The 13,312-nt window shown below is 64.3% G+C and carries 12 protein-coding genes; 10 read left to right on the forward strand and 2 right to left on the reverse strand.

All coding sequences use genetic code 11. The features are described 5' to 3' along the window. Positions 1-87: 87 nt before the first annotated feature. The gene (gene ppsR / locus FFS09_RS29690; protein WP_137922503.1) at positions 88-909 is read right to left on the reverse strand and encodes a posphoenolpyruvate synthetase regulatory kinase/phosphorylase PpsR; all 822 of its coding nucleotides are present in this window, start codon (positions 907-909) and stop codon (positions 88-90) included. A gap of 160 nt (positions 910-1,069) precedes the next feature. On the opposite strand from ppsR, the gene ppsA reads away from it, so the two are divergent. The 10 genes from ppsA to dnaB all read left to right on the forward strand — a co-directional run bounded on the left by ppsA (position 1,070) and on the right by dnaB (position 11,499). Then, positions 1,070-3,463, forward strand: a complete 2,394-nt coding sequence (gene ppsA / locus FFS09_RS29695; protein WP_137922504.1) for a phosphoenolpyruvate synthase — start codon at positions 1,070-1,072, stop codon at positions 3,461-3,463. A gap of 69 nt (positions 3,464-3,532) precedes the next feature. Then, positions 3,533-3,796: a DUF4212 domain-containing protein gene (locus FFS09_RS29700; protein ID WP_137922505.1), complete on the forward strand. Its 264-nt coding sequence runs from the start codon at positions 3,533-3,535 to the stop codon at positions 3,794-3,796. Further along, positions 3,789-5,852 carry a VC_2705 family sodium/solute symporter gene (locus FFS09_RS29705; protein ID WP_137922506.1) on the forward strand — a complete coding sequence of 688 codons (2,064 nt, stop codon included), beginning with the start codon at positions 3,789-3,791 and terminating at the stop codon, positions 5,850-5,852. Before FFS09_RS29700 ends, FFS09_RS29705 begins: the two co-directional genes overlap by 8 nt. A gap of 125 nt (positions 5,853-5,977) precedes the next feature. Continuing rightward, a complete protein-coding gene (locus FFS09_RS29710; protein ID WP_137922507.1) occupies positions 5,978-7,660 on the forward strand; it encodes an MFS transporter in 1,683 nt (560 codons plus the stop codon). A gap of 165 nt (positions 7,661-7,825) precedes the next feature. Continuing rightward, positions 7,826-8,299 (forward strand): hypothetical protein, encoded by a 474-nt coding sequence (locus FFS09_RS29715; RefSeq protein WP_137922508.1) that lies wholly within the window; start codon positions 7,826-7,828, stop codon positions 8,297-8,299. A gap of 120 nt (positions 8,300-8,419) precedes the next feature. Next, positions 8,420-8,809: a 30S ribosomal protein S6 gene (gene rpsF, locus FFS09_RS29720; protein ID WP_137922509.1), complete on the forward strand. Its 390-nt coding sequence runs from the start codon at positions 8,420-8,422 to the stop codon at positions 8,807-8,809. Between the two features lie 25 nt (positions 8,810-8,834). Continuing rightward, complete coding sequence (priB, locus tag FFS09_RS29725; protein ID WP_137922510.1) at positions 8,835-9,122, forward strand: primosomal replication protein N; 288 nt, start codon at positions 8,835-8,837, stop codon at positions 9,120-9,122. An 11-nt stretch (positions 9,123-9,133) separates the two neighbouring features. Further along, the gene (gene rpsR / locus FFS09_RS29730) at positions 9,134-9,415 is read left to right on the forward strand and encodes a 30S ribosomal protein S18 (RefSeq protein ID WP_086119488.1); all 282 of its coding nucleotides are present in this window, start codon (positions 9,134-9,136) and stop codon (positions 9,413-9,415) included. 13 nt (positions 9,416-9,428) lie between these two features. Then, complete coding sequence (gene rplI, locus FFS09_RS29735; RefSeq protein ID WP_137922511.1) at positions 9,429-9,881, forward strand: 50S ribosomal protein L9; 453 nt, start codon at positions 9,429-9,431, stop codon at positions 9,879-9,881. 178 nt (positions 9,882-10,059) lie between these two features. After that, the gene (gene dnaB, locus FFS09_RS29740) at positions 10,060-11,499 is read left to right on the forward strand and encodes a replicative DNA helicase (RefSeq protein ID WP_252374569.1); all 1,440 of its coding nucleotides are present in this window, start codon (positions 10,060-10,062) and stop codon (positions 11,497-11,499) included. 66 nt (positions 11,500-11,565) lie between these two features. Here the strand turns inward: dnaB and FFS09_RS29745 are convergent. Continuing rightward, on the reverse strand, positions 11,566-13,312 hold a 1,747-nt coding region (locus FFS09_RS29745; RefSeq protein ID WP_137922512.1), incomplete at its 5' end, for a PhoH family protein.

Genomic DNA, 13,312 nt, shown 5'->3' on the forward strand with positions numbered 1-13,312 from the left:
TCCAGGAAATCCGGCCCGAGCGGCTGGAGTACTGAGCCCGCGCATTCTTCGAGCGCTAGCTGACGTCTCTCTGACGCGGGCGCGGGCTCAGTACTCCAGCCGCTCGGGCCGGATTTCCTGGAGGATCGTGGTGGCGATCTCTTCGATCGACTTGGTGGTGGTCGAGAGCCAGCGAATGCCTTCGCGCCGCATCATCGCTTCGGCCTCGCTCACCTCCATGCGGCAGTTCGCGAGTTGGGCGTAGCGCGAGTTGGGGCGGCGTTCGTTGCGGATCTCGCTCAGGCGCTCGGGCGCGATCGTCAAGCCGAAGATTTTCTTGCGGTGCGGCACCAGCGCGGGTGGCAATTGCCGGCGCTCGAAGTCCTCGGGAATCAGCGGGTAGTTCGATGCCTTCAGACCGTACTGCATGGCCAGGTAGAGCGAGGTCGGCGTCTTGCCGCTGCGGCTCACGCCGACCAGGATCACGTCGGAGCCTTCCAGGTCCTTGTGGCTCTGGCCGTCGTCGTGTTCCAGCGAGAAGTTGATCGCCTCGATGCGGTCGTGGTAGGCCTGGCTCTTGGATGCATCGGAGAAACGGCCCACACGGTGGTTGGACTTGATGCCCAGTTCGTGCTCCAGCGGTGCGATGAAGGTGCCGAACATGTCGAGCAGCACGCCCTTGCACTGCGTGCGAAAGACGTTGAGCACTTCCAGGTCGACCACGGTGGTGAAGACCAGCGGGCGGGTGCCCTCCAGATCGGCGGCGTGGTTGATCTGGCGCACCGCCTGGTAAGCCTTGTCCACATTGTCCAGAAACGGCAGCCGAACCCGGCGCATCTGGGTCTCGAACTGGTTCAGGATGGCGTTACCGAAAGTTTCGGCGGTGATGCCGGTGCCGTCCGAGATGAAGAAGACCGTCCGATGGGCCATGGTGCCGCGTCCTTACAATGCTGGGTGTTTTGCTGGCGCCCATTATCGGCCGCCGGCCCCCTCGTATCTGTTTCCCTGCCCGGCGTCAGACCCATAACAGAACTACAGGTCGCCCGCTGACCCAGGGAGCCCCCGGTTTTTTAACCTTAGGAGCTTTCCCATGTCCCAGTTGTTTGGAGCGACCGATCTCGTCGTCCCTTTCGAAAAGTTGCGAATGAGCGACGTCGAGTCCGTTGGCGGTAAAAACGCCAGCCTCGGCGAAATGATTTCGCAGTTGCCCACCGGCGTGAAGGTGCCGACCGGCTTTGCCACCACCGCCCACGCCTTCCGTGAGTTCCTCAAGCACGACGGCCTGACCGAGCGCATCAACGCGCGCCTGGACAAGCTCGACACCGAAGACGTGCGCGCGCTGGCCGAAGCCGGCGCCGAAATCCGTGCCATGGTCGAGAACCAGCCGTTTCCGGCCGATCTGGAAAAAGCCATCCGTGATGCGTTCGTCACCCTGAGCGCGGGCAACACCCAGGCCTCGTTCGCCGTGCGTTCCTCGGCCACCGCCGAAGACTTGCCCGACGCGTCCTTCGCCGGCCAGCAGGAAACCTTCCTCAACGTGATCGGCATCGAAGAAGTGCTGCACAAGATGAAGGAGGTGTTCGCCTCCCTTTACAACGACCGCGCCATCAGCTACCGCGTGCACAAGGGCTTCGCCCATGCCGACGTGGCGCTCTCGGCCGGCGTGCAGCGCATGGTGCGCTCCGACACCGGCGCGGCCGGCGTCATGTTCACCATCGACACCGAAAGCGGCTTTGAAGACGTGGTCTTCATCACCTCCAGCTACGGCCTGGGCGAAACGGTGGTGCAGGGCGCCGTGAACCCCGACGAGTTCTACGTCCACAAGCCCATGCTGAAAGCCGGCAAGCGCGCGCTGATCCGCCGCAACCTGGGCAGCAAGCTGATCCAGATGGTGTTCAGCACGCCCGAAGAAAAGGCCGCCAGCGGCAAGCTGGTCAAGACCGTGGACGTGCCGGTGGAACAGCGCAACCGCTACAGCCTGAGCGACGCCGACGTCGAGCAACTGGCGAAATACGCGCTGGTGATCGAGCAGCACTACGGCCGCCCGATGGACATCGAATGGGGCCGCGACGGCAGCGACGGCCAGATCTACATCCTGCAGGCCCGCCCCGAAACCGTGAAGAGCCAGAGCGCGGGCAAGACCGAGGTGCGCTACAAGCTCAAGGGCAAGGGCGCCGTGCTGGCCAGCGGCCGCGCGATCGGCCAGAAGGTGGGCACCGGCCCGGTGCGCCTGGTGCACAACATCAGCGAGATGGACAAGGTGCAGCCCGGTGACGTGCTCGTCACCGACATGACCGACCCGAACTGGGAGCCGGTGATGAAGCGCGCCAGCGCCATCGTGACCAACCGCGGCGGGCGCACCTGCCACGCGGCCATCATCGCGCGCGAACTCGGCATTCCGGCCGTGGTCGGCTGCGGCGACGCCACCGAACTGCTCAAGGACGGGACGCTCGTCACCGTGAGCTGTGCCGAGGGCGACACCGGCAACATCTACGACGGTCTGTTGGAGACCGAGATCACCGAAGTGCAGCGCGGCGAAATGCCACCGCTGGACGTGAAGATCATGATGAACGTGGGCAACCCGCAACTGGCCTTCGACTTCGCCCAGATCCCCAACGGCGGCGTGGGCCTGGCGCGGCTGGAGTTCATCATCAACAACAACATCGGCGTGCACCCGAAGGCGATCCTCGACTACCCGAACATCGACGCCGACCTGAAGAAGGCCGTCGAGTCCGTGGCACGCGGCCACGCCTCGCCGCGCGCGTTCTATGTCGACAAGGTCGCCGAAGGCGTGGCCACCATTGCCGCGGCCTTCTGGCCCCGCCCGGTGATCGTGCGCCTGTCGGACTTCAAGAGCAACGAGTACCGCAAGCTGGTCGGCGGTTCGCGCTACGAGCCCGAGGAAGAGAACCCGATGCTGGGCTTCCGTGGCGCGGCGCGTTACGTCAGCGAAGAATTCCGCGAGGCCTTTGCCATGGAGTGCGAAGCGCTCAAGCGCGTGCGCGAAGACATGGGCCTGACCAACGTGCAGGTGATGGTGCCCTTCGTGCGCACGCTGGCCCAGGCCGAACGTGTGACCGGGCTGCTGGCCGAGAAGGGCCTCAAGCGCGGCGTGAACGACCTCAAGGTCATCATGATGTGCGAGATCCCGAGCAACGCCGTGCTGGCCAAGGACTTCCTCAAGTTCTTCGACGGCTTCTCGATCGGCTCGAACGACCTGACGCAGCTCACGCTGGGCCTGGACCGCGACTCGGGCCTGGAGCTGCTGGCGAAAGACTTCGACGAGCGCGACCCGGCCGTCAAGGCCTTGCTGACGATGGCCATCAGCGCCTGCAAGGCCGAAGGCAAGTACGTCGGCATCTGCGGCCAGGGCCCCAGCGACCACCCCGATTTCGCCGAGTGGCTGCGCGACGAGGGCATCAGCTCGATCTCGCTCAACCCCGACAGCGTGGTCGACACCTGGAAGCAGCTGGCCAAGGGCTGACCGCCACGGCGCGGACGTTCCGAGCAAACACCTAGGCATCGCCGGCCATTGCAATGCGATGATCCGGCGATGTCCGAGCGACCCCCGACCGACGAACACGACCGCCGCGCCCTGGTGCTCAAGGCGGTGTTGTTGTCGGTCATGTTTCTGGCGTCCTTCGGTGTCTGCTTCTTCGCGCGCGACCTGAGCTTCATCGTCAACGGCTGGCCCTTGCACTTCTGGATGGCGGCCCAGGGCGCGGTCCTGGTGTTCATCGCCATCGTGGTGGTCTACGCCACCGTCATGAGCCGGCTGGAGGCCGAAGAAGAAGAGGGCGCTCGGGACGATGGCTGATGCACCCGCCTACGCGGCTTACAAGCGCCGGCTGCACCGCATCCTGGCGTTCTACGTCGTCGCGCTGATCGCCTTCCTGCTGCTGATGGCCTGGGCCGAGCAGAGCGGGCTGTCCCGGCGCTGGCTCGGGCCGATCTTCCTCTTTGCCACGGTGATGATGTACGGCGGCATCGGCATCTACGGCCGCACCGCCGTGCCGGAGGAGTACTACGTGGCCGGGCGGCGCATACCACCGGTCTACAACGGCATGGCGGCGGCGGCCGACTGGATGAGCGCGGCGTCCTTCATCAGCCTGGCCGGCGGGCTGTACCTGCAGGGCTTCGGCGGCACCGAGTGGCAGGCCGGCGGCCTGGCCTATGTGCTGGGCTGGACGGGTGGGTTCTGTCTGGTGGCGTTGCTCATCGCGCCGCACCTGCGCAAGCTCAACCTCTACACGGTGCCCGACTATTTCGAGGTGCGCTTCGGCGGCCGCTGGCCGCGCCGCATCGCCGCGTTCTCGGCGGTGCTGTGTTCCTTCACCTACGTGGTCGCGCAGATCTACGGCATCGGCCTGGTGGCCTCGCGGCTCACGGGTGTGCAGTTCGAGATCGGCATCATGCTCGGCCTGGGTGGTGTGGTGCTGTGTTCGTTCCTGGGCGGCATGCGCGCCATCACCTGGACGCAGGTGGCGCAGTACATCATCCTGCTGCTGGCCTTCCTCATCCCGGTGTCCTGGCTGGCCTACAAGCAGGTGGGCAACCCGCTTGCACCGCTGGTGTACGGCGAGCAGTTGACGAAGATCGCCAAACTGGAACAGGAGTTGCTCGCGTCACCCGCCGAGAAGCAGGTGCAGGAAGCGTTCGGCCGGCGCGCGCGCGAGTACGCCGTGTGGTTGCAGGACGTGGAGGGCACGCTCAAGCGCGAACGCGCGGCCAAGCAGGAGCGCGTGCGCACGCTCAAGTCGCAGAACGCCGACATGGAACTGGTGATCGCCGCCACGCGCGAGCTGGCCGCGTTGCCGCCCGACGTGCCGACGGCGCGCGAGCGCTGGACGCGTGCCATGCAGGAAAGCGAAGAAAGGTCCCGCCCGCTCGGTGGACTCATGCCGCACAGCCAGGCCTTTGCCGGCGACCCCGATGGCACACCGGCCGAGCGCGCGGCGTTTCAATCGTCGCGCGCCAACTTCCTGGCGCTCATGTTCTGCCTGATGGTGGGCACCGCGGGTCTGCCGCACCTGCTCACGCGCTACTACACCACGCCGTCCGTGGCCGCCGCGCGCGAATCTGTCGCGTGGTCGCTGTTCTTCATCACGCTGCTCTACCTGAGCGCGCCGGCGCTCGCGGTGCTGGTGAAGTTCGAGGTGATGCAGAACGTGGTGGGTAGCAACTTCGACGCCTTGCCCGCGTGGATCGCGCAGTGGTCGCGGCTCGATGGCTCGCTGATCTCGGTGAGCGATGTCAATGGCGACGGCATCCTGCAATTCGGTGAGTTGCGATTGGGCGCCGACGTGATCATGCTGGCCACGCCCGAGCTGGGCGGCATGCCGTACGTGGTGTCGGGGCTCGTGGCCGCGGGCGGCCTGGCCGCCGCGTTGTCCACCGCCGATGGCCTGCTGCTGACGATCAGCAATTCGCTGGTGCGCGACACCTATTGCCATGAGGTCAAGCGCAACGTCACGCCGGAGCAGCGCGTGATTCTTTCCAAGTTTGCGCTGCTCAGCGTGGCCACGCTGGCGGCGTTCGTTGCCGCGCTCAAGCCCGCGGAAATCCTGCCGCTGGTGACCTCGTCGTTTTCGCTCGCGGCCTCGGCCTTCGTGCCCGCCATGATCATGGGCATCTTCTGGTCCCGCACGAGCGCCTCGGCCGCGGTGGCGGGCATGTTGCTGGGCCTGGGCACCACCGTGGCCTACATGATGATCAACGCGCCCAGCGTGCGCGCCTTCTTCGGCGTGAGTGGTGGGCAGGATCTGTGGTTCGGCATCCAGCCCTTGTCGGCCGGCGTGTTCGGCGTGCCCGTGGGCTTGATCGTGATCGCCGTCCTGAGCCTGTTGCAGCGCCGCAAGGCCGCCGAGGCTTAGGGGTTTACACCGATTCTGCGGGGGTCTGCGCGCGCAGAGCCGCGTATGTCAGGTTCCAGTCAGACGCTCCTAAAACACTGCGATGGCATTTTGTGCCCGCCACCAACTTAGGAGACTTCAACATCATGGCAACCTCAACGGCCAGTGCTTCTGCACCGATGACCAAGGAGGAGAGGAAGGTCATCTTCGCCTCTTCTCTCGGAACGGTTTTCGAGTGGTACGACTTCTACCTCTACGGCTCGCTCGCAGCCATCATCGCCCGCCAGTTCTTCTCCGGACTGGACGCCACCTCCGCCTACATCTTTGCCTTGCTGGCCTTCGCGGCGGGCTTCCTGGTGCGGCCTTTCGGCGCGATCTTCTTCGGCCGCCTGGGCGACATGATCGGGCGCAAGTACACCTTCCTGGTGACCATCCTGATCATGGGCGCGTCCACGTTCATCGTGGGTCTGCTGCCCAGCTACGCCTCCATCGGCATGGCCGCTCCCATCATCCTCATCATCCTGCGCATGCTGCAAGGCCTGGCGCTCGGTGGTGAGTACGGTGGTGCCGCAACGTACGTGGCCGAGCACGCGCCACACGGCAAGCGGGGCGCCTACACCTCGTGGATCCAGACCACGGCCACGCTGGGTCTGTTCCTGTCGCTGCTGGTGATCCTGGGCGTGCGCACGGCCATGGGTGACAAGGAGTTTGGCGAATGGGGCTGGCGCATTCCGTTCCTGGTGTCCATCCTGCTGCTGGCCATCTCGGTCTGGATTCGACTGAGCCTCTCCGAGTCGCCCGCGTTCCAGAAGATGAAGGCCGAAGGCAAGACCTCCAAGTCGCCGCTGACCGAATCCTTCGGCCAATGGAAGAACCTCAAGGTCGTGATCCTGGCGCTGTTGGGCCTGACCGCTGGCCAGGCGGTGGTCTGGTACACCGGCCAGTTCTACGCGCTGTTCTTCCTGACCACGATCGCCAAGGTCGACGCCACGACGGCCAACCTGCTGATCGCCGCATCGCTGCTCATCGGCACGCCCTTCTTTGTCGTCTTCGGTGTGTTGTCCGACAAGATCGGCCGCAAGCCCATCATCATGGCGGGCTGCCTGATCGCCGCGCTGACCTACTTCACGGTCTTCCCGATGCTGCTGAACTACGCCAACCCGGCGCTGGTGGCCGCACAGCAGGCCAACAAGGTGACGGTGACGGCCGACCTGAAGGAATGCTCGTTCCAGGGCAGCCCGATCGCACGCGACATCGATTTCCGCACCTCGTGCGACATCGCCAAGCGCGCGCTCACGCAGGCCTACATCCCCTACACCAGCGTTCAGGGCCCAGCCGGTGCCCCCGCAACGGTCACGCTGGGTGCCAAGGTGTTGAACTCGCCAGTGGGTGTGCTCAACGAGAAGCGCGACGGCTTTAACGCCGAAAGCGCCAAGGCCATCGGCGACTTCCGCAAGGAGCTGACCGACGTTGCCAAGGCCGAAAGCCTGACCATTGCCGCCGACCCGGCGAAGATGAACAAGGGCATGGTGCTGGTGATCCTGGTGTTCCTCGTCATCCTGGTGACCATGGTCTACGGTCCTATTGCGGCCATGCTGGTCGAGATGTTCCCCACCCGCATCCGCTACACCTCGATGAGCCTGCCGTACCACATCGGCAACGGCTGGTTCGGCGGCTTGCTGCCCACCACGGCCTTCGCCATGGTGGCCGCGACCGGGGACATCTTCTACGGCCTCTGGTACCCGGTGATCGTCGCTGCGGGCACGTTCATCATCGGCATGATCTTCATCCGTGAGACCAAGGACGTGGACATCTACGCCAAAGACTGACGACGAAAGTCGTGCTCCCTTGCTGTTGCGGGGAGCCACGTTCTTCAAATGGCCCGCCCTGTGCGGGCCATTTTTTTGGTGGCAACCGTATGGATAAACCCCAATTCAAATACCGATCCCGGCATGTAAAGCTCGTTTTGTCGAACTTCCGCATTGAAGACCACCATGAGCATTGTGAAAACCGAAGCAGGACAACGGGTCTTGAAAGACCGTTCGGTACCTTTGACGCCGCGGCAACGGTCGGTCTTCATCCTCATCGACGGCAAGCGCTCCATGAAGGACGTGCTGACCGCGTCGGCCGCGATGGGTGTGGCCGAGGAAGACATCGAGCGCTTGTTCGAGCTGGGTTTGATTGCCGACGAGGCGCCCCAGCCGTCCGTGGAAGAAGTCGCTGCGGCGTCCGCCAAGGAAGAGGCGGTCAAGGAGCACAAGGCGCGCAGCCCCATGCAGCGCTACCAGGATGCCTACCCGATCGCCACCCGCCTCACCGCCGAGCTGGGCCTGCGCGGTTTCCGGTTGAACCTCGCAGTGGAAGCGGCCGGCAACTACGAGCAACTGCTGGCCGTGGCCCCGCGGATCAAGGACGCCGTGGGCGCGGCCAAGTACGTGCCCCTGGACGACGCCCTGAACGACCGCTGAGCGGTCCCAGCCGCATCGGGCTATAATCGCAGGCTTTTCGCCTTGCCACACCGCTTCCAGACGCGGCGGGTGGCTGAACCCGCTGTGCTTCATTGCACGGCTCATCCTGAAGGAGTGTCTATGCGTCACTATGAAATCGTTTTGCTGATCCACCCGGATCAAAGCGAACAGGTTCCGGCCATGCTGGAGCGTTACAAGGGCATGATCACCGCCGGCGGCGGCAAGATCCATCGGGTTGAAGACTGGGGTCGTCGCCAGATGGCTTACCAGATCAACAAGCTGTCCAAGGCCCACTACCTGTGCGTCAACATCGAGGCCGATCAAGCCGTGATGTCCGAACTGGAGCACGCCTTCAAGTTCAACGACGCGGTCCTGCGCCACCTCACCGTGCTGCGCAAGAAGGCCGACACCGGTCCTTCGGCCATGATGAAGTCGGTCGAGCGCGAAGAAGCCCGCAAGCTTCAACAGCCCGCCCCGTCCCATCAATCGCAGGAACAGGCCGCCGCGTAAGCCCGCGGCGTGACGTCGTCATCGGGTGAATCTTCTTCAGTTGTCCGCCGTGGTCGTGCAGGTTCAGAGCCTGCGTTACACACCGGCAGGCATCCCGGCCGTCAACCTCGTGCTTGAACACGAGTCCCAGGTCGTCGAGATGGATACACCCCGGCAAGTGAAATTGCAACTGAGGGCCGTGGCCTTCGGTGCCCAGGCTGAAGTTCTGTCCCGACAGGGGCTCGACGCGGTTTGTGAGTTTCACGGTTTCATGACGAACCAGCGCAACGGCAAAGGCGTGGTGTTCCACATCCAAGATTTCAGCAAAACATAGGAAGGCCCATCATGGCTGCACCCAAACGTTTCAACAAAGACAAGCGCCCCAAGCGCAACACCCAGTCGCTGCTCTTCAAGCGCAAGCGCTTCTGCCGCTTCACCGTGGCCAATGTCGAAGAAGTCGACTACAAGGACGTGGACGTCCTGCGTGACTTCATCGCCGAAAACGGCAAGATCATCCCCGCGCGTCTGACCGGCACCCGTGCCTTCTACCAGCGCCAGGTCAACACCGCCATCAAGCGCGCTCGCTTCCTGGGCATGCTGCCCTACAGCGACCAACACCGCGTCTGAAAGAGAGCCTGACATGCAAATCATCCTGCTCGACAAAGTTGTCAACCTCGGCGCCCTGGGCGATGTGGTCAAGGTCAAGGACGGCTACGCCCGTAACTTCCTGATCCCCACCGGCCGTGCCCGCCGCGCTACCCAGAACGCCATTGCCGAATTCGAAACCCGCCGTGCGGAACTCGAAAAGGTGGCTGCCGCCAAACACGCCGAAGCGCAAGCCCTGGGCGAAAAGCTGTCCGCTGTGACGGTCAAGCTGTCGCAAAAGGCTGGCGTCGATGGCCGCCTGTTTGGTTCCGTGACCAACCACGACGTGTCCGAAGAGCTGAACAAGCAAGGCTTCGCCGTGGCCAAGTCGCAAGTGCGCATGCCCAACGGCCCGCTGAAGAACGTGGGCGACTACACCGTGAGCGTCAACCTGCACACCGATGTGACGGTGGACGTGAACGTGTCGGTGCTCGGCGAAACCGCCTGAGTCCCCGCAGCGTTCTGCAGAAAAGCCGCTGCCTTCGGGCAGCGGCTTTTTTTCTGGCGGCGTGACCCGCGATTGTTATCCCGCGTTCTGCACCCGATTCACACCGGATTTCCACAGGGTTGTCCACCCCCGATCGATGCCCCGGGGCGTACCATCGCTCTTTAGCTGCGAACCCTCCATGTCCACTGCCTTTTCGAGTCCCTTCCCCGACTTTGACGCGGGTTTTGAAGAATCCTTGGGCGACCGTCAGGTCGCCCAGTTGCGTGTTCCTCCGCATTCGATCGAAGCCGAATCCAGCGTGTTGGGCGGGCTGCTGCTCGACAACGGCGCCTGGGACCGCATGGCCGACCTGATCAACGACTCCGATTTCTATCGGCACGAGCACCGGCTGGCCTATTCCGCGATCGCGACCCTGGTCAATGGGAGCAAACCCGCCGACGTGGTGACGGTGTTCGAGCACTTGCAGAACCTGGGCAAGGCCGAAGAAGCCGGTGGCTTGGCGTACCTCAACTCGCTCGCGCAGTACGTGCCCAGCGCCGCGAACATCCGCCGCTACGCCGAGATCGTTCGCGAGCGCGCGATCCTGCGCAAACTGGTGGCCGCCAGCGACGAGATCGCGACCGCCGCTTTCAATCCGCAGGGGCGGCCGGTGGCCAAGATCCTCGATGAAGCCGAACAAAAGGTCTTCAAGATCGGCGAGGAGGGCTCGCGGATGAAGGACGGCTTCCAGAGCATGGACAAGCTCGTGGTCGACCTTCTGGACCGTGTGCAGGAGATGGCCGACAACCCCGCGGATGTGACGGGCGTCCCTACCGGTTTTATCGATCTGGACCGCATGACGTCTGGCTTGCAGGCCGGCGACCTTGTGGTGCTGGCGGCGCGTCCCTCCATGGGCAAGACGGCCTTTGCGATCAACATCGCCGAGCATGTGGCGTTGAACGAGGGACTGCCCGTCGCGGTGTTCTCTATGGAAATGGGCGCGGCGCAGCTGGCGGTTCGTGTCGTCGGCTCCATCGGTCGGATCAACCAGGGACATCTGCGCACCGGCAAGCTCACCGACGACGAATGGCCTCGCCTGACGGAGGCCATCGAGAAACTGCGCACGGTGTCACTGCACATCGACGAGACGCCGGGCCTCACGCCCAGCGAATTGCGCGCCAACGCCCGCCGACTGGCGCGGCAGTGCGGCAAGCTGGGCCTCATCGTGGTCGACTACCTGCAGCTGATGAGCGGCTCCGGCGGAAGCAGCGGTGACAACCGCGCCACAGAACTCGGCGAGATCTCACGGGGTTTGAAGATGCTGGCCAAGGAGCTGCAATGTCCGGTGATCGCGCTGTCCCAGCTCAACAGATCGGTCGAGCAGCGCACCGACAAGCGCCCCATGATGTCGGACTTGCGAGAGTCCGGCGCCATCGAGCAGGATGCGGACATCATCATGTTCATCTACCGCGACGAGTACTACACCCGGGACGCGTGCAAGGAGCCGGGCGTGGCCGAGATCATCATCGGCAAGCAGCGTAACGGACCCACCGGCACGGTGAAGCTGGCGTTCCTGAACATGCTCACCCGTTTCGAAAGCCTGGCGGGTGGCGGCATGGGCGGCGGCAGCGACTACTGATGCGGCGCGTCCAACAAAAAACCCGGCAGGCGCCGGGTTTTTTGTTGGAGAGAGAACGCTCGGGATTCAGAGCACTTCACTGGCAAAGTCGGCCAGGCGCGAGCGCTCGCCACGTGCCAGCGTGATATGCCCACCGTGCGGCCAACCCTTGAAACGGTCGACCGCGAACGTCAGGCCCGACGAGCCTTCGGTAAGGTAGGGCGTGTCGATCTGCGCCAGGTTGCCCATGCAGATGATCTTGGTGCCCGGGCCGGCGCGCGTGATCAAGGTTTTCATCTGCTTGGGCGTCAGGTTCTGCGCCTCGTCGATGATCACGTACTTGTTCATGAAAGTGCGGCCGCGCATGAAGTTCATGCTCTTGACCTTGATGCGGCTGCGAATGAGCTCGTTGGTGGCCGCGCGGCCCCATTCGCCCGCGTTGCCGCCATCGCCCTTGGCGAGGAACTCCAGGTTGTCGTCGAGCGCGCCCATCCAGGGGCCCATCTTTTCTTCTTCGGTGCCCGGCAGGAAACCGATGTCCTCGCCCACGCTCACGGTCGCGCGGGTCATGATGATCTCGGTGTAGCGGCGGTCGTCGAGCACCTGGGTCAGGCCACTGGCCAGGGCCATCAAGGTCTTGCCGGTGCCGGCCGTGCCCGCCAGCGTGACGAAGTCGATCTCGGGGTCCATCAGCAGGTTGAGCGCGAAGTTCTGCTCGCGGTTGCGGCTGGTCACACCCCACACCGCATTCTTCAGGTGGGTGAAGTCCTTCAAGGTCTTGAGCACCGCGGTCTTGTCGCGGATCTCGGTCACGCGGGCATAGAGCGAGGGCTCGCCTGGTGCCTCGAAGTAGACGAACTGGTTGATGTAGAACTGCCCCACCGCCGGGCCGCTGACGCGGTAGAAGGTGTGGCTGCCGCTCTGCCAGCTTTCAATGGTCTTGCTCTGGCGCGTCCAGAAGTCCTGAGGCAGCGCCAGCGCACCGGCATACAACAGCTCGCCGTCGTCCAGCGTCTTGTCGTTCTGGTAGTCCTCGGCGGCAAAGCCCAGGGCGCGGGCCTTGACGCGCATGTTGATGTCTTTCGACACCAGAATGACTTCGCGCTCCGGGTGGCGATCGCGCAGCGCATGCACCACGCCCAGAATCTGGTTGTCGGCCTTGCCCTGTGGCAGGCTGGCGGGCAGGTTGCTGTCCAGTGGCTCGGTCTGGAAGAACAGCAAGCCGCGCGCCGACTGGTGGCCCGTGGCCGCGAGCTTGAGGCCCTTGGTCATGTCGCCGCCCTGCTGCGCCACGAGGGCGTCCAGGGTGCGGCTGGTCTGTCGACCATTGCGCGCGACCTCGGTCATGCCCTTCTTGTGACCATCCAGCTCTTCCAGCACGATCATCGGCAGGAAGATGTCGTGTTCCTCAAAACGGAACAGGCTCGTGGGATCGTGCAGGAGCACATTGGTGTCCAGCACGAACAGGCGCGCCGGGCCGTTGTGGGCCGATTTGCCCGTGCCACGCCGGCGAGCGCTGGCGACGGGTGAGGCTCTCGTCGGCTCGTTGGCCGCGGGCGGTGTATCGGGCGCCCGTGTTTGCCGCGCCTGCGGGGCAGAAGGTGCTGTGGGAGTCAGAGGCACTTCGACCTGGGTTTTCAAGGCAGGCGGCGCTGCCGGTTTTCGACCGCGTCCGTTCGGCCGAGGGGCCGCAGGCTCTGCGCGTGCGATCGGCGCAGGTGGTGCCGCGACAGGTGCCGGGGCGTCCGGGGGCGAGAGCAGGTCCAGCGTTTCTTCGGCTGCTCGAAGGGAGTAGGCGTCGGGGGCTAGAAGGGCTGCGCGTTTGGAGGGGGCG

Source organism: Hydrogenophaga sp. 2FB, assembly GCF_005503365.1.
GTDB lineage: Bacteria > Pseudomonadota > Gammaproteobacteria > Burkholderiales > Burkholderiaceae_C > Hydrogenophaga.

What these genes read in the sequence shown, in the direction of transcription:
- ppsR (WP_137922503.1), bottom strand. Translation starts at nt 909, where the DNA reads ATGGCCCATCGGACGGTCTTCTTCATCTCGGACGGCACCGGCATCACC.
- ppsA (WP_137922504.1), top strand. Translation starts at nt 1,070, where the DNA reads ATGTCCCAGTTGTTTGGAGCGACCGATCTCGTCGTCCCTTTCGAAAAG.
- FFS09_RS29700 (WP_137922505.1), top strand. Translation starts at nt 3,533, where the DNA reads ATGTCCGAGCGACCCCCGACCGACGAACACGACCGCCGCGCCCTGGTG.
- FFS09_RS29705 (WP_137922506.1), top strand. Translation starts at nt 3,789, where the DNA reads ATGGCTGATGCACCCGCCTACGCGGCTTACAAGCGCCGGCTGCACCGC.
- FFS09_RS29710 (WP_137922507.1), top strand. Translation starts at nt 5,978, where the DNA reads ATGGCAACCTCAACGGCCAGTGCTTCTGCACCGATGACCAAGGAGGAG.
- FFS09_RS29715 (WP_137922508.1), top strand. Translation starts at nt 7,826, where the DNA reads ATGAGCATTGTGAAAACCGAAGCAGGACAACGGGTCTTGAAAGACCGT.
- rpsF (WP_137922509.1), top strand. Translation starts at nt 8,420, where the DNA reads ATGCGTCACTATGAAATCGTTTTGCTGATCCACCCGGATCAAAGCGAA.
- rpsR (WP_086119488.1), top strand. Translation starts at nt 9,134, where the DNA reads ATGGCTGCACCCAAACGTTTCAACAAAGACAAGCGCCCCAAGCGCAAC.
- rplI (WP_137922511.1), top strand. Translation starts at nt 9,429, where the DNA reads ATGCAAATCATCCTGCTCGACAAAGTTGTCAACCTCGGCGCCCTGGGC.
- dnaB (WP_252374569.1), top strand. Translation starts at nt 10,060, where the DNA reads ATGTCCACTGCCTTTTCGAGTCCCTTCCCCGACTTTGACGCGGGTTTT.